Genomic DNA, 15,899 nt, shown 5'->3' with positions numbered 1-15,899 from the left:
TCACATAATTTTTTATCGCTTAATGAAGTGGAGTCTATTATCCTTACTTCTTCTAACACTACTAATCTTACCTATTTCCACAAACGCTGTTATAACTGGTCCTCATCCTTATTTTGATGGTGGAGGCGGTTTTGCCGGACCTTTCTTCACATACTCTAAGACAATTCAAGTTGGTTCCTCTACTTTTTCTTCTAAATATAATGGTTCAACACTTTCCACCGCACCTTGGCTTAACCCAACTTATATAAGCGTTTATAACAAATACTACCTTCAAGTTTTGCCGAATCAAGAGTACATTAATAATAACGCATCTCTTTCTCTTTCATCATCACAAATCGCACTAAACGTCACATGGTTATTGGCGTCCTCAAGTAATTCGGGATCATACGGTTCAATCGCCATAGGCTACGGTGTAAATTTCCCTTCGGGGTTTACGGGTAGCTATGCCCCCGCATCACCTTACGCCTCTGATGGGATTGTGGTTTATATGGAAAAAGGTAGTTTCCCAACATATAGATTATTCGTATACTTTGACGGTGTGAAACAGCTAAATGTGTCTGTGGGTTCAATTAGTGTTGGGCAATATATAGGTTTAGGGTTCTGGTACTTACCCTCTTCAAACCAACTTTACGTTTATTACTATAACGGTACTTTGAAGACTTTTTCAATAATACCGGGTCAAGTTATCAATAATCAATTTTACCCTCTCTCACTGAATACCGTAAATAGTAATTACGTTATCGATGCACAGAATGTAGGTCCGGGTTATGGTTATGGTCAGTGGGTGGTGATAACATATTCGATTTTTCAGTCTAAAACTTATACAGCAACACTAAGTTACACATCTGTTGTTGGGAATGGACTACAGATGTTAGCGGGCTTTACAGGTGCCAATAACCCACTTAACATTTCTACTAATGCCACATCATGGAGTGTTGTGGGCATAATGAAAATACAAAACTTTTCCGTGACAGGAACATTATACCCTTTAAGCGGAAGTGTGTCTTATGTTTCAGCCCCTAAAGGAATATACCTATTATTAAATGTATACCCGGCGGTTAACGTAAATACATGGTATCTGAATGTCACGATAGAGTTTCAGTTTGTAACACAACAACAAACGGTTCTTGAGAACGTTACAATCCCCGTTTTTGTCGCGGGATTTGCGGTTCTTGTGCAAGTCAATTTATCGCAACCATCTTATCTCACAGGTCAGACTATCAGCGTGACTAATTCGACAACAATAGAATATCCTAGTAATGCGGGATATTCGTTAGCTGTGCAACCTCAGACACTTATAAATATTCAGGGTCTAACTAACGGCTTTGTGCCACTACCTTATACAATAACAGCAAATGCAGTCAACCCTACTACTTACTATTACACTATTAACATTCAGTTGGGGCAATTTTCTCTAGGTAGTGCCACAGGCACGATAACCATATACCCCGTATCGCCTTTGCCCGTAATTTTTGTCTCACAGTATCCCCATAGTGTTGTAGCCGGCACAAAAGTAACGATTACTTTTCAGTTCAGCTATAACACTCCAGTTTCAAACGTTTCAATGACGGCGTTCACACAAACAACTTCAACATTTGCATGGGCTTATGCATCTATAATATCATCTTCATCAGTGATACAATTCAAGAGCTATTGGCTATCGGCGGGTGATGGGATACTATTAATTACGCAAAATCAGAATTATCTCATTCCATTCAATTTCACAGGGCTAACATGGTATAACAACAGTATCAACACAGTACAAATTAACGTTGTTAACAACGCGTTACAACTAACGATTAACGGTGGTACACTTAACATAGCGAATTCATCTAAAGTGATAGGCTTAGGTTTCTACTATGGAGCGGGGAAACTGGCACTGAATTGGGTCTTTGTTAGCGGTATTATACTGCAGAGTGCCACAGCAAATCAGGCATATGTAATATCAGTTGGCACTAACCCATCAACATTAACACAGTACACAACAGGCTATACTAACTCCAGTGGATTCGGTCAGGTCACGATTACGCTGACTGACACACCTTACGAATTAATCAACATCTACTGGGCGGGCGTAAACAAAAACGTTTTGCTAAATATCACTGTAACCCAGCCTACTACATCTACCACAACAACCGTTAACATATCGACAATCAACTATAACTACACTCAGCCCTTCAGTAACAACATTCAGCCTAACAGCAGTATCTACAATTTCTCAGCATATCAGCCCTGGTCGACTATCATAGGGATTGCAGTAACGGTAGTTGTGGCGTTGTTGGGATGGAAGTTTGGCGGAAAGGCAGGCGTTAGCGGTGCTGTAGTAATGGGATTAATAATGAGTGCATACCTAGGTCTGATACCCTGGTATATCTTCTACATCTTCATTTTCGGGATAGCAATGTTATTAGCAAAAGTAATGATAGACAAATTTATGGGGAGTGATGAGTAATGACAGATGCTATTTCTTTAGCGTTAAGCACAGGATTAGGACCCGTTGTAGCAATAATCATTATTCTAGTCATGATGGGGTTGACATACAAGATGGCGGGAAAGATACCTTCAATTCTAGTGGGTATTGCATCAACTTTTGCACTGATGTTTCTAGACTTTCTGCCATTATTCTGGGCCATTACGGTTATCTTTGCGTTAATTGCCGGTCTGGTCTTGGGTGGTAGGGATGGGGACTAAGCTAATAGTTTACGTTTTACTGTTTGATGTCTTCTTATCACTGATGGTGGGTGCTTATTCGGGTATAACACCGCCTAGTATCCCGCCAGAACCCAGTTACTCTTTGGCACAAGAAATAGCATCCTCAATCGTTTGGACTGTGGGCTGGGGACCTCTGACACTTTGGGGACCAGTCACATTAATCCCGCCATTTTCAATACTGGGGGCTAACTTTCCCGGTTTGACGTTACCGGGTTTAACCATTCCCGGTGTAACGTTATTTTCCATATCATTCTCATGGTTAGCTCCAATTCTCTATTTGGCGAATTGGATAGTCTGGATCTTTCAAGTAATTTCGAGTGTTGTCGGTTATCTCTTCAGCATCTTCACTTCTTCTATAAGCTTGTTAGCGAATGTACCTACCGTGGGACCGTTTCTGACAGCATTTACACTTATCATTAACTTCATACTCATTTGGGAATTGGTGAAGTTGATTAGGGGTTATGGGTTATGAGCGACTATAACTCCAACAGTGTTAGGGCGAAAATCCTAAGAAGAAAGATCCTTGAGCTGATAGCAGAGAACTATATACTCTCAGCGTCTCTCATCAGTCACACACTACTACTCTCATACACAACAGTTTTACGCCATCTTAAGATTTTGAATGAACAGGGCTATATCGAATTGTACAAACAGGGGCGTATATTATACGCAAAAATACGCGAAAACTCGAAACAAATTCAGATTCTGTATACAGAACTAGAGGGGTTTAAAAAGACTAGTGAAAACCTGGATTTGAACAAAGATGGCCACCAGACTAATGCTAAGCCCCAAATCAAAGAAAGCTGAGGGATCTATTAATATAGGGGTTTTGCTGGGTCTGTTCATCTTCATCCTAATCGGCATAGTGCTTTTGCCAGTCATCACATCACAAGTTACTAATTTAACTGGCGGAACTAATCCACAGGTAACCGGGACAAACGCCACACTGTTAAACCTAGTGCCGTTATTCTACATCCTAGTGCTTATAATTGTCCCCGCGGTCATAGCGTATAAGATATATCGTGACTGAGGAGGGCTGAAGGATGGAGGAGTTAAATATTAAGCAAATTCTTTTTTTGGCTATCTTTCTTGTTATTGGTGTAGTTCTGTTTCAGCCGATAATCAGTTATGTGAATAATGTAACAACATCTGGGACATACACTACTATTATATCCGGTACATTAACGCAAACATCATTTGTTTCCAATCCTAACTATGTAGGATCATCAAACGCCCCACTGGTTTCGTTAGTCCCACTCTTCTACCTGATAGTCTTAATTGTTGTACCCGCGGTTGTAGCTTACAAGATCTACAAAGATTAGATAGCCCTTTATAAAGTCAGTCTTCTTTTTTCTTTCTTGATGAGTGCGTTAGGGGACATCATATACGTTTTAGCTATTCTGATTCCTCTTTTGGGTTTGGTCATAAGGAACTTTATGCTAAACCTAATGGGCTTTGTGATGGGGACAATAGGGTTTTTGGTGTTCGTGAGTAATCAGACAGACATAACGTTTTCTGCATCAACATTTTACATATCGTTCCTACCACTGGCATTTGGACTAATCAATTTTGCCTTCTTCTTTGAGTGGCTGAGGGAGGAAAGGATATGAGGTGGATGACAAATGGTCTTACTAGTCCCAAAAACATACGCCGAAATAGTCCTCGTTTTCGATACAATTATTATGACTATCTCACTTCTCTTCAGAAAACCAAAGCCCAAATCCGTGAGGTTAACACCAAACCCGAGATTCATAGGGTGGTACTTAGTCATCTCAGCTATCACCGCCTTAGCCGTAAGTCATTTTGCTTTATATCAATCTTTGATAGACTACTTCATGGGTCTGTTCCTTAACAGTCTTATCTTTTATGTGGGGGTGAAAGTTCTTGTCAACTGATGGGAAACTTGTTTCTGTTTATGAGGAAAAAATAAGGAATGCGAAGTCATTAGAGGAGTTGAAACAGGTATGGGATGAGGTACAATTACAAGTAGCAGACCACAAAACGCAGAAGAGGTTGTGGAAGGCTAAAGAGAAAAGGGAATTCGAGTTAAAGTATCAGGAGTTTGAAAAACTAAAAGCGGAGCTTTCACAAAAGAAGAAAAAGGTAAAGAAAGAGAGAGTCGATGTAAAGGTAAAAATCACAAAGAAATGGATCAACTCACGGTTATTCACTGCAGAACATTACATAGCCATGTTACAGCAATCGAAAGATGGTCTACAATTACTGTTCTTACGCCGGGCAAAACTAGTAGAGAATCAAGGGTATCTAATGCTAGAAGTGAAAAAGATGAAGAAGGTGTGGGTTCTTAACGGGGAACCTCTTCTTCTTGAAAAGAACAAATTCCCATTCGGAAAGAAGTTTGTGGCGGTCTGGTTTACTTTGCCCGATTATCCTTACACACTCAACTTGGTGGTAGATGAGAAGATTAGACAGCTTACATTAAAGACTCTGAATGCTCCACAGATTATTCATTCAGTCATAAAGACTAAGTTCTTTGAGGCGTTAGCAAAAGTAGGGGCGGGACCTGATCTGATGATGTTAATAATAGGTGTGATTATGGGTGTCGGAATAGGAGTGGCAATTGGTTTTGGTATAGCAAACGCAAACTTAACGCATCTACTCAGTCAACATGTGGCAAACACAACAACAACTCATTTAGCTACTACAACAACTACAACCACACCGTTTACGATTCCTTCAAACAATACAAAGGGGTGAGTTGAGTGGCTAAGAAGAATGGGGTAACTGAGTTAGAACAGTTAAGAAGAGAAAATGAAGAGCTGAAGAAGAAACTGGAGGCAATTGCCAATAACGAATCGGCTGAGGAGGATAAAGAGTTAAAAGAGATTGAGAACCCCTATACGGTGACAAACCGGGCAATCACAGAACTTGTGGAACCCCGTGATACCATGTTCTATCTTAGCGGGAATCAGATATCACTTATCTTAACAGCGTTTGAGTTTTCCAGGTTACCGGCATACTTTGGTGAAGAGCCAGTAACAGAATTAGCAGAGTTTGCGGTCAGACTCAAACACTACTTAGTCAGTAAGGGCGGAAAAGGCAGGAGGGATATACTAAGAGTGTTACGCGTATCCTCTGGTCAAGTCAGAGAAAACGTGAATAAATCATTATTTAAGCAATTACTCCAGGGGGGTAGGGATAGCGATGTCACAGAAGAAGAATGAGATGTTGTGGTTAGCTCAGAAAATCGTTTCAGCATACAACAATGTAGGCTTTGTGTCCGCGGTGATTTTTGGAAAGCAGGGAAGCGGGAAGACTACATACGCTTTCAAGGTCTCTAGGGATGTGTTTTGGAAACTCAACAACTTGAGTACTAAAGATGACGCATGGCAATACGTTCAGAACTCCTATTTCTTTGAACTTCCTGACGCGTTAAGTAAAATCCAAGATGCGATTGATAACGACTACCGGATCCCGTTACTCATCTTTGACGACGCGGGCATATGGCTGAGTAAGTACGTATGGTATGAAGACTATATGAAAACGTTCTACAAGATATACGCTCTTATCAGGACTAGAGTTAGTGCGGTTATCTTTACAACGCCTAGCCCGGAAGACCTGGCGTTTTACTTAAGGGAAAAAGGATGGTATCAGATACGGGTGACGATGGTAAATCGTAAGACGATGACAGCTAGGGCGACACTGTACTCCAAAGACTTTGGGCGTAACAGCAAAGGTGAAATCGTTACCCAGGTGAAGAAAAAGGCGTTAGACTTATTTAAAGTGCAAATTCCAGATATTATATATAAGGAATATATGCAAAGAAGAAGAGAGACTGAACGCAAACTTTTACAGGAGTTAAGACAAATTCTGTCAACTTTGAACGTAAACAACAGCGTAAACTAGGGTTGAAAACGGGGTTTAGGTCAGTGTCTGTTAATCTCATTGAATTTTGAAAAATTGTATTGAGAGACGTATAAGCGCATATGTAAAATTCCACGCTTTTGCACCCGTTAGAAAAATTCAAAATGTATACAACCATTCAGCATACAAGGGATAGTACTTTTTCGCTAGGGTCAATAAGTCTAAGTAATGCTTTGTCAAAATATCGCCGGGTGTCCTACCCTCTAAGAAGTCAACAACCTCACTGGGGATACCTAGTTCTAAGGCTTTGGTGGCAAAGAATTTTCGGATATACTTAGGAGGAACTAGATTAAGCCTCCTAACATATTTGTCCACATAGGCTTTAGAGATCTTAATTTGTTTTAGCTCTGTGACATGAAAGATGTAAAAGCTCTTCTTTTGACCCCTTGTCCAGTTAAGTATATATATGCTGAATCCTTCTTCCCTAATTTCGTTTTGCGGGTTGTAGTCGTTCAGCACTTTAAGTGCTTCAGATTCCCTTGAACCGCTTTCCAAAAGCAGTCTGTAAAATAAATATAAATTAGGATATTCTTTGACAGTGCTTAACGTTTTTCGTACTTCCTCTAATGTGGGGACTCGTAAATCGGGTTTCGTTCTTTTTATTTTCAAACTTTCGGGCGGGTCTCTGTTAAGTACAAGCTTATAGAAGTTACGCCACGCTTTTATGCAGTTATTGCTTTCTTTTCTTCCTTGCTTTACACAGTTGATATATTCTTTTATCGTTTTATCTGTAATTTTTTTCTGCCTAAGTGTAAATTCGAATTTGAGTAAATCTGATGCGGAAATTTCAGAGTTGTTAGAAGACGTTAGATTAGAGTCAATTATTCTAACTCCTTTCAATTCATCATCATTAGCATCGGGGGTCTTAGGGGGTGTCCCCCTAATGCCGGCCTCCCAAGCCGGTGATCCCGGGTTCAAATCCCGGCGGCCGCATACATCTTCTTTATCTGAAAGTTGTTAAGAAAAATTTCACTATCTGTTATTATATTTCATTATTTCTATAATTTTTTTATATAATATCAAGTATTGAGATCCTTTTTTGTATAGCAGAATTCTTTTTATATATTGATGAATATGCACATAACTCTTTCTATTGTTGAAGGCATTGATTAAAAACTATTCATAAATTTCATAGACTATTTAGTAATTAGTTTTGATTGGCGTTAATATGAGGTTTGATTTCCGAACTTAAGAGATAGTTTCATGATAATAGAATATAATAAATTGGGAACCATACTTTACAGTAGAATTTCTCATAAACAGTTATATAATATATTTCATTACAGTTATCATGAGGTTAGATTGCTCGTATACAACAAATATCTACCAATACCAAAACAATTTAATGACGAATTTTGGACTGTGGAAAAGGTAGAACACATCAGATATCTCTCTTTAACAGGAAAGCCTTATAAAATATTTAATGAGGACATGAACTCTTTAAGAGTATTAGACAAGGTTAGATTTAAGCTCGATAAAGCAACTTCAATATCTTTGACCCCTAAGGCAAATCTAGAGCTAGAATTTTCTGGAATTTACATGAAGTCTCCATTATATCTAGGTGATATGTCTTATGGAGCGTTGAGTGGTAATCCAAATATAGCAATTGCCACTGCGGCTGATTTGACTGAAACTCTAGCTGGTACCGGAGAAGGTGGTCTGCACCCAGAAGTTGCTAAACATAAGAGGATTTTTGTACAGTGGGCCTCAGCTAGATTCGGCGTTGATATTAGAGTTTTAACTGCTGGTATGGGGGTTGTAATAAAAATTGGGCAAGGAGCTAAGCCTGGAATTGGCGGTCATTTACCAGGCAATAAAGTTACTGAGCCAATATCTTTAACTAGAAGGATCCCAATCGGTATAGATGCCATATCTCCAGCACCTCACCATGACATTTATTCCATTGAGGATCTTGGGCAAAGAATAGAGGCATTAAAAGAAGCCACTGGAAGGCCTGTTTTCGTTAAAGTGGCAGCAACTAACTACATTCCTTATATAGTGTCTGGTATTGCCAGAATGGGGGCTGATGGTGTTATAATAGATGGACATGGAGCAGGGACGGGTGCTACACCTGTTGTTATAAGGGATAACGTTGGCATACCAATAGAGCTAGCTATAGCCTCAGCTGACAAGATTTTAAGGAGAGAAGGCCTTAGGGATAAGTTTACTATCATAGCTGCTGGTAGGGTTTCGTCAGCTACGGATGCTGCCAAACTATTTGCTTTAGGTGCTGATATAGTAAGTGTTGGTACTGGAGCCTTAATTGCCATGGGCTGTGTCATGGTACATAAGTGTCATGTAGGCTCATGTCCTACAGGTTTGACTGCAAAGATTGATGGAACTAGAGTAGTTGATACAGAGTTTGGAGTTAAGATGTTAGTTAATTTTATTAATGGGTTTTCTCTTGAATTAGCCAATATTTTAGACAATTTAGGGTTAAATAATATTAGAGAGCTTAGGGGTAGAAGAGATCTCCTTTACGGGCATGGTTTGAGTAAAGATACTTTAGAAACTCTAGGAATTGACGGTACAGAGGATGAAGCGAATCCTAAATTGGGTGAATTGTGGAATAGGAGAATTATTGCTTATATGCACGAATTGATGAATAAGGGAAATCCAGTAATAACTAGCATGGGAAGTACTGCACCACCAGATGTGGAGAAACCAGCTAGAATAATTGATTGGCTCAGATCTGATGGAGCTCAAGTTACTAGGCCTTCAATAGATCCTTATAGGGAAGACGTAGATACTTCCTTTTATCTTAAAGGTGGAGAGATATACTTATCCCTTCCAATAATTTTTGACATCACTGAAGCTCCTTTAGAGTATAAGGAAGCGTTCAGTTGGAGTGCCCTAGCGTTGTCTTCAGCAGTTTTCGATTACGAAACTATTGACAAGTACGCAGAAGTTTTCATAAGTAGTGATGGAAGAGGTATCGCTAGGTGGAGTAGGAACGAGATTTATGAAAACTCGTATCTCTTGATACCCGCGGATGAGAACGTAATAGATGAAGTTATTGGAATGGGTGTTCAAGGGTTCATAATTGATGAGGACAGCGGAAATAGTGATCTAGAATTGGTTGTTAGTGCTTTAGATACCAAATTAAAGGAAGTGGGTGTTAGAAATCATTATGATATTTTAGCTAAATCAAGCAGACTAAGACATTCTGCAGACGCTTTCAAATTGATTCTATTAGGTGCGGATTCTGTCATAATGCCTTACTTTATTTTAGAAAAAGCCATAGGTGAGGGAAATAAGGGTAATTTGAAAGAAAAAGCCTTCAGTCTCATAACTGGAATGAAGAAGGAAATAGCATTGCTTGCTGGTGCAGCTGGAGTTTATAGTGTCCAATCCACCTTGACTGGTAATAGGGAGTTATTACGTTCTATCAATTTGAATCATTCTATAAGGAAAGCACTTAGAATAAAACCAGCGGGGTCTTTATAATGGTTGACTATTATCCTTCTGGTTGTGGTGTTTTTGGGATCTTAAGGAAAAGAGATGCCCCTAAAGTTAAAGGCGATTTAGTTGTAAGAGCAATAGATAGAGTTAGATATAGGGGTAGTGATAAGGGTGCAGGATTTGCTGTATTTAATTTAGAAAAAAGAAACTATTATGTTATTAAAGCATTTTATAATGGAAACCCAAGTGAACTAAAGGAGGTATTTAGTAAGTATGGTATAGAAGTTAAGAATGTTGAGTTAGTAAGTAAGTATTCGAATTTGTGTGATTGTAATCTAATTGCTTTAGGCGATATAAATGAAGTTAGGAAGGCTATAAGGAATATAAATGAGATTATGTGGAATGGTAAAGAGAGGAAAGGCAGAGTATATAGCGTTGGTAGTTCTCTTCATGTTTATAAGGGTGTTGGATATCCTAGAGATGTAGCTGAACAATATCGTGTTGAGGAAATCGAGGGTGATTTATGGTTAGCACATACTAGACAGCCCACGAATTCTCCTGGTTATTATCCATTTTGGTCTCATCCTTTTTCCTCATTTAATATTGCTATAGTACATAATGGTGATGTTAGCTCATTTGGCGCAAACGTTGAATATCTAAACTCAAGGGGGTTAAATAGTTTTGTAGGAACTGACAGTGAAGTATTGGCTTTCTTATTTGAGGAACTCATCGCAGAAGGCTTAACTGTTGAAGAAGCGGTAAAGATTCTAATTAATCCATCTAGAAGATTCGATGGCTTACCTAAAGACGTTGATTATCTATATAGAAACGCTAGACTTGATGGTCCATTTACTGCAGTTATTGGTTATGATTCTGGTGATGATTTATATTTGATAGCTATTGCTGATAGATCTAAATTTAGGCCGGCCATAGTTGGTGAGGATGATTCGTATTATTATATAGCAAGTGAGGAGAATGAGATTAGGGAAGTAAGCCCTAAGGCCAAAGTTTGGACGCTCAAACCCGGTTCTTATTTTATAGCGTCTTACAAAAAGGGAGTCATATCGTACGGTAGGAGCAATGAAGAGTTAAAGACATTTTCTCCTCCCCCAATAATGGTTCCAGAAAAGTATGATATTAATGCCTATAATATAGGGTATAAGGAGTTAAATTATGAGATCCTTAAGTTAGCTGAAAAAGGAAAGAGGGAAATAACAGTTGCCAATGTTTTAGGTCATAGATATATTGGGATAAATCTACCTGCTAGAGGTATAAATAATTTGAGGATTAACCTTTATGGTGTGATCGGAAACGCTATGGCAAACTTAAATGAGGGTAATGAGTTTTATGTTTATGGAAATGTCGCTGATGATTGTTGCGATACCATGCATGGAGGGAAGGTAGTAATTTACGGCGATGCAAGAGATGTTTTAGCTCAGACTTTTCAGAACGGTAAGATTTTCGTTAAGGGTAATGCCGGGAATAGAGTCGGTATTCAGATGAGAGAATATAAGGATAAAAGACCATATCTCATAATAGGCGGTATTGTCGATGATTATCTAGGAGAATATATGGCTGGAGGTTCAATAATAGTGTTTGGTAAGGGATACAATGGAGAACCAGTAGGAAATTTTGTAGGAACGGGAATGGTAGGGGGTAGGATATACATAAGAGGTAAAGTTTCCCCATCAAAGTTAGGATTACAACCACCTAAGTATGAGGTGATGAGACTAATAAAAGCGCTATTCTTAGAAGGTTTAATTTCTAGTGAAGAATATGATTCATTAAAGAATGAAGAGTATATAGGGATTGTTAATAAGTTAAAAGGAGAAGCCAAGGAATACGCGAAGAAATTGTTTGAGGAGAAAATTGGAGTTCCGATGTACGAATATAGAGAATTGACTGAGGAGGAGTTTAAGGAGTTGTCCCCAGTAGTTAATGAGTATTCTAAGGACATGATGGACCACTCTTATGAAGAACTTTTAAAGGAAAAGTTTACTGTTGTAACTGCTAGAAAATTATAGAAGAAATTTCATTAAATATTTTACGCTTAAAGTTTTCCTTACTGAAATTTAGAGCCCTATCTTTTAATTCCCTTCTTAACTCCACGTTTTCCTTCTCTAATAAGCTCTTTAATAGAGTTACGGCCTCTTCTATGTCAGAATACGAGAATTCCGGAACTACTTCGTAAGCTCCACTCTCTTTAGGTACTATTGGGATAACTCCACTTGCCATTGCTTCTACAACTGGTACCCCAAAATGCTCTCCTATCGTTGCGTGGAAATACACTTTAGCCTTAGAGAGTACTTTAAGTAGCTCTTCCCTTGGTAAATTAGTTATAATCTCTATATCAGCATTAAGTTCTCTCTTAAGGTTAATTAGCTTTTTCAGATAGTCTTTTTCATTTAATGAACCAATGATTACCCCCTTAACTCCACTCTTAGCTGATAGGAGGATTGAGTTTTCAAGCATTTTCCCCCTTTCTATTCTTCCTATTGTGACGAAGAAATTTTCCCTTTTTTCCTCATTATATGCTCTCTGAAAATATCCTACATCCACTGGTGGGTATATTACTTTAGGTTCACTTATTTCGTAAACTTCAGCTATCGCCTTTGCAGAATAACGAGAGTTTGCTATTATCTTTGCCCTCTTCCCCTCTTCCTTTATTTTATTGATGACAAGACGAAACGGTAATAAATAAAGTTTCCAAAATAGGGATCTAGTATACTTGCTAGGTAGGTTAGCTATTGAAGGCGCTCCCGCATAAACTATATGTGGAGCTATTTTGGATAGTGGTATTGGAACTCCGGATGCGTTAAGGTACAAATCCGGTTTTACTTTTTTTGCTGTATAATAGGTTAATAATCTTTGATACTTATCCAGCTTTGGCAAATGGAAGGGTAACGTATACACTGAGGGTATTGATGTATTGTAAGGCTTTGCAAAGCTTATTGCAGTATAATCTATTTTTCTTTCCTCTAGCATTTCAAAAAAAGTTTTATATATATTTCCCTCACCACTATAGCCCATACTCATCCCTAAGCCATGGGCTATTACTGCAACCTTTATTTTCTTCATATTCCATTATTACTTCTGAATGGTTGAGATTATAATACCAGTGGGTCCTAATGATAAGCTTGAATGGGTTAAAAGAAGTGTAAATTCCGCATTATTACAATCAGTTGATAAAGTGATAATTTATGATAATAGTGAGAGAGCAGATATCTACAACTTTTTTCAAGAATTGAAAGATAAATTAGTTTATATTAAGGATAAGAGAATGACAAAGGTTAACATGGCTAGATTACGTAATAAGATGCTTTCGTTAGCCAGTGATAAATATGTGATCATGCTAGATAGTGATGTTGTTATACCTAAGAATTATTCTAATAATATTATAAATAAACTGGAAAGAGGAGTTGCATATACTTGGATTCATTATGCTTATTCAGAAGAGGAAATTGAAAAACCATTATCTATATCCGAAAATAATCCTAATCTAGGATGCGCAGGGCTTAATCTAGAGGTAATTAAGAGGATTGGTTACTTTGATGAACGATATGAAAGAGATGAGGATGTTTGGCTTTACGCTAAATTAAAAAAAACTGGATATAAAGTAGAACCCGCCGAGGGCAGATGTTTGCATCTTAATAAGGTTCACGCAAGGCTTAATTTATCTTCTTCAGTCGCTGAAGCTAGAAGAAATCTTTGGAGGAGTAAATACGACATTATGCTTATGTTCGACGGTCTTACAGATTTTACCTTTTTGACGGGCTATTCATATTATGGTAGTTACTATATATTAGCAATTTTATCAGTTATTTTCCATCCCTTAACTTTCCTCTATCTACCACTCATAGGTTATGGTGTCTATTATTATAAAGGTCCAAAGAAATATTTATTGAATTTAATACCCGGTCTATCTTTGGCTATTTCATTCCCATACGGTCTAGGATATAATCTCATCCAAAAGCTTAAGTAATTCTCTTCTTCTCTTATCAAATTCCCTTTCTACTTTTTCGTCGTAAACTATTCTTCCATTTACTATAACCTTACCTACATATTCACCTACGGTATAATAAACAATGTTTGATAGAATCCTATCCTTCCTTAGCGGATATAATTTGTCCTTCTTTAATAATACTATATCAGCAATGTAACCTTCTTCTATTCTTCCTCCTTTTAAATTAATAAGTTTGTATCCATTTTCTGTTGCTGCCCTAAATGCATGAAATGCCTTTACTCCAACATCCCAATACGAATGTCTTTGGAGCAATACTGCATTTTTCATCTCTCTAAACATATCTAACGAGTTATTACTCGCTGCTCCATCTGTACCTATGGTTATGTTTACTCCATTTTCCATCAATTCTTTAAATGGAAAGAAACCTGCGGTAGCAAGTTTCATATTCGATGTAGGACAATGAGTTGCTTGGTTCACATATCGTAATTCCCAATTAGCTATCCATCCTAAATGGACTAACTGAGCATTTTTTACGATTCCTAGCTCATTCAATAACTCTACTGGGAACTTGCCATATTTTTTCTTTATCTCATAAATCTCGCTTCTGGTCTCAGATACATGGATGTGAATCCATGTGTCTGTTTCCTCTGCAATTTGTTTAGCCAATTTTAATGTTTCTATAGATGTTGAATAAATGCTATGTACGTTCACAATTGGTTTAAACAGTTCACTTGTTTTAAGCTGTCTTTGTTTCTTATCTATCTCATGAGGCTCGAATAAACTGTTTAGAAACGTATAACCAGCATAGGCCCTTATTCCATACTTTTCTGCAATTTCTTTTACTCCTTCAGGATTAAAGTACATGTCTATGAAAGCTGTTGTACCTTTTGATAACATTTCCATTATAGCCAACTCTGAGGCTATGTTCATCTCATTTAGCTTGAAAACTTTTTCAAATTCCCATATCTTTTTTAGCCATTCTGTTAATTCGGCATCGTCATAATATCCACGCAATATTATCATTGGAGTATGTGTATGTGCGTTAACTAGCCCTGGTATTGCAATGTATTCTGAGCAATCTACCTCATCTCCCTCAACTTCCCTTCCTACATTTTTTATATATCCATTTTGTATTACTATGTTCACGTTTTCCAATATTTTATCATAGTTTACAATAAATCTGCAATTTTTTAATGTATATCCGTTATTTCGTATCTGCATTCGTACTCACTTATTCTTTTTAATTTACCATTTACCCTTAATTGTGTTTTGAAAAGTGGAGCGTAAGTTACAAAAGTTTCAGCTTCTCCACCCTCAAATGCAGGATTGAACCCATATCTTCTTGCTCTCTCAATAATTTTCTCCACATCCTCTGTAGTGATTTCCTTACCTACTAGATCGAATGGAAAACCATAGGCGGAGGCTGATGTTATTATGAACTTAAATCCTTCTTTTACTAACCATCGCATATATTCTTCTTGGCTTTTTCTCCAAAGCGGAGTATATGTCTTTAGTCCTAATTCTTCGGCTATTATGCTTATGTTTAATCTTTGATAATCGGAAAGTAACGCTCCGCTAACTATTCCATCAGCACCTTCATTTTTAGCTTGTAATAACGCCTTTTTGAGATCTTCTAGTTCCTTATCTTTCTCTCCTGAAGTCCCGAAGGTAATTAACTTAAAATCCATGGCTTCAGCCTGATATTTAGTATAAATCACGTTAGGATATTGGAACATCCAAGAATCTTCTCTTTTCGGTATTAGCGTTATTAGGCAGACAACCTCAAATCCTTTGAAAACTGCCCAATGCAACGCGTAAGTACTATCCTTCCCTCCGGAGTATAACACACAAATTTTCATAGGATATAAGGAGGTAAAAAAGGGATTAACTTTAATACTTTACTATAATATAGGTTTGATGCCCGTTATTTCTTTTT

18 protein-coding genes are annotated in these 15,899 nt (G+C 37.8%); 14 read left to right on the top strand and 4 right to left on the bottom strand.

Annotation, left to right across the window (positions count from 1 at the left end; all coding sequences use genetic code 11):
• The first annotated feature begins 22 nt into the window (after positions 1-22).
• The 11 genes from SSOP1_RS03470 to SSOP1_RS03430 are packed head-to-tail and all read left to right on the top strand — an operon-like array spanning position 23 to position 6,579.
• Entirely contained in the window at positions 23-2,452 is a 2,430-nt protein-coding gene (locus SSOP1_RS03470) for a hypothetical protein (protein ID WP_063492722.1), read from the top strand.
• Complete coding sequence (locus SSOP1_RS03465) at positions 2,452-2,691, top strand: DUF5489 family protein (protein WP_015973014.1); 240 nt, start codon at positions 2,452-2,454, stop codon at positions 2,689-2,691. Before SSOP1_RS03470 ends, SSOP1_RS03465 begins: the two co-directional genes overlap by 1 nt.
• Positions 2,672-3,184 (top strand): C166 family protein, encoded by a 513-nt coding sequence (locus SSOP1_RS03460; RefSeq protein ID WP_081225704.1) that lies wholly within the window; start codon positions 2,672-2,674, stop codon positions 3,182-3,184. The genes SSOP1_RS03465 and SSOP1_RS03460 overlap by 20 nt, the downstream gene beginning before the upstream one ends.
• Positions 3,181-3,519, top strand: a complete 339-nt coding sequence (locus SSOP1_RS03455; protein ID WP_015973016.1) for a transcriptional regulator — start codon at positions 3,181-3,183, stop codon at positions 3,517-3,519. The genes SSOP1_RS03460 and SSOP1_RS03455 overlap by 4 nt, the downstream gene beginning before the upstream one ends.
• Positions 3,476-3,742: a VP1/VP3 family protein gene (locus tag SSOP1_RS16140; protein WP_015973017.1), complete on the top strand. Its 267-nt coding sequence runs from the start codon at positions 3,476-3,478 to the stop codon at positions 3,740-3,742. Before SSOP1_RS03455 ends, SSOP1_RS16140 begins: the two co-directional genes overlap by 44 nt.
• 13 nt (positions 3,743-3,755) lie before the next feature.
• Complete coding sequence (locus tag SSOP1_RS03450; RefSeq protein ID WP_015973018.1) at positions 3,756-4,034, top strand: V1/V3 family capsid protein; 279 nt, start codon at positions 3,756-3,758, stop codon at positions 4,032-4,034.
• A 36-nt stretch (positions 4,035-4,070) separates the two neighbouring features.
• Positions 4,071-4,322, top strand: a complete 252-nt coding sequence (locus tag SSOP1_RS03445) for a DUF5493 family protein (protein ID WP_015973019.1) — start codon at positions 4,071-4,073, stop codon at positions 4,320-4,322.
• A gap of 12 nt (positions 4,323-4,334) precedes the next feature.
• The gene (locus tag SSOP1_RS16135) at positions 4,335-4,607 is read left to right on the top strand and encodes a hypothetical protein (protein WP_158011686.1); all 273 of its coding nucleotides are present in this window, start codon (positions 4,335-4,337) and stop codon (positions 4,605-4,607) included.
• Complete coding sequence (locus SSOP1_RS03440) at positions 4,597-5,430, top strand: B277 family protein (RefSeq protein WP_015972990.1); 834 nt, start codon at positions 4,597-4,599, stop codon at positions 5,428-5,430. Before SSOP1_RS16135 ends, SSOP1_RS03440 begins: the two co-directional genes overlap by 11 nt.
• A 5-nt stretch (positions 5,431-5,435) precedes the next feature.
• Positions 5,436-5,897, top strand: coding sequence for a hypothetical protein (locus SSOP1_RS03435; protein ID WP_015972991.1), 462 nt, complete (start codon positions 5,436-5,438; stop codon positions 5,895-5,897).
• Positions 5,878-6,579, top strand: a complete 702-nt coding sequence (locus tag SSOP1_RS03430) for an NTP-binding motif containing protein (protein WP_015972992.1) — start codon at positions 5,878-5,880, stop codon at positions 6,577-6,579. Before SSOP1_RS03435 ends, SSOP1_RS03430 begins: the two co-directional genes overlap by 20 nt.
• A 117-nt stretch (positions 6,580-6,696) precedes the next feature.
• On the opposite strand, the gene SSOP1_RS03425 is transcribed toward SSOP1_RS03430, so the two are convergent.
• Positions 6,697-7,515: an integrase gene (locus SSOP1_RS03425; protein ID WP_158011685.1), complete on the bottom strand. Its 819-nt coding sequence runs from the start codon at positions 7,513-7,515 to the stop codon at positions 6,697-6,699.
• 384 nt (positions 7,516-7,899) lie between these two features.
• Between SSOP1_RS03425 and SSOP1_RS03420 the strand changes: the two genes are divergently transcribed.
• Complete coding sequence (locus tag SSOP1_RS03420) at positions 7,900-10,044, top strand: FMN-binding glutamate synthase family protein (RefSeq protein ID WP_009991231.1); 2,145 nt, start codon at positions 7,900-7,902, stop codon at positions 10,042-10,044.
• Entirely contained in the window at positions 10,044-12,023 is a 1,980-nt protein-coding gene (locus tag SSOP1_RS03415; RefSeq protein WP_009991230.1) for a class II glutamine amidotransferase, read from the top strand. The genes SSOP1_RS03420 and SSOP1_RS03415 overlap by 1 nt, the downstream gene beginning before the upstream one ends.
• On the opposite strand, the gene SSOP1_RS03410 is transcribed toward SSOP1_RS03415, so the two are convergent.
• On the bottom strand, positions 12,010-13,077 hold the full coding sequence (locus SSOP1_RS03410) for a glycosyltransferase (protein WP_009991229.1): 1,068 nt from the start codon (positions 13,075-13,077) through the stop codon (positions 12,010-12,012). The genes SSOP1_RS03415 and SSOP1_RS03410 overlap by 14 nt on opposite strands.
• Before the next feature lie 19 nt (positions 13,078-13,096).
• Here SSOP1_RS03410 and SSOP1_RS03405 point away from each other — a divergent pair, with 19 nt between their 5' ends.
• A complete protein-coding gene (locus SSOP1_RS03405) occupies positions 13,097-13,981 on the top strand; it encodes a glycosyltransferase family 2 protein (protein ID WP_009991228.1) in 885 nt (294 codons plus the stop codon).
• Here SSOP1_RS03405 and SSOP1_RS03400 read toward each other — a convergent pair.
• Both SSOP1_RS03400 and SSOP1_RS03395 read right to left on the bottom strand, forming a co-directional pair.
• Complete coding sequence (locus tag SSOP1_RS03400; RefSeq protein WP_009991227.1) at positions 13,949-15,184, bottom strand: amidohydrolase; 1,236 nt, start codon at positions 15,182-15,184, stop codon at positions 13,949-13,951. The genes SSOP1_RS03405 and SSOP1_RS03400 overlap by 33 nt on opposite strands.
• Positions 15,154-15,822 (bottom strand): diphthine--ammonia ligase, encoded by a 669-nt coding sequence (locus SSOP1_RS03395; RefSeq protein WP_009991226.1) that lies wholly within the window; start codon positions 15,820-15,822, stop codon positions 15,154-15,156. Before SSOP1_RS03395 ends, SSOP1_RS03400 begins: the two co-directional genes overlap by 31 nt.
• Positions 15,823-15,899: the final 77 nt, after the last annotated feature.

It is taken from the genome of Saccharolobus solfataricus (assembly GCF_900079115.1).
GTDB lineage: Archaea > Thermoproteota > Thermoprotei_A > Sulfolobales > Sulfolobaceae > Saccharolobus > Saccharolobus solfataricus.
Note: the sequence above shows the minus strand (reverse complement) of the source record. Positions and strands in the feature narration are given on the sequence as shown.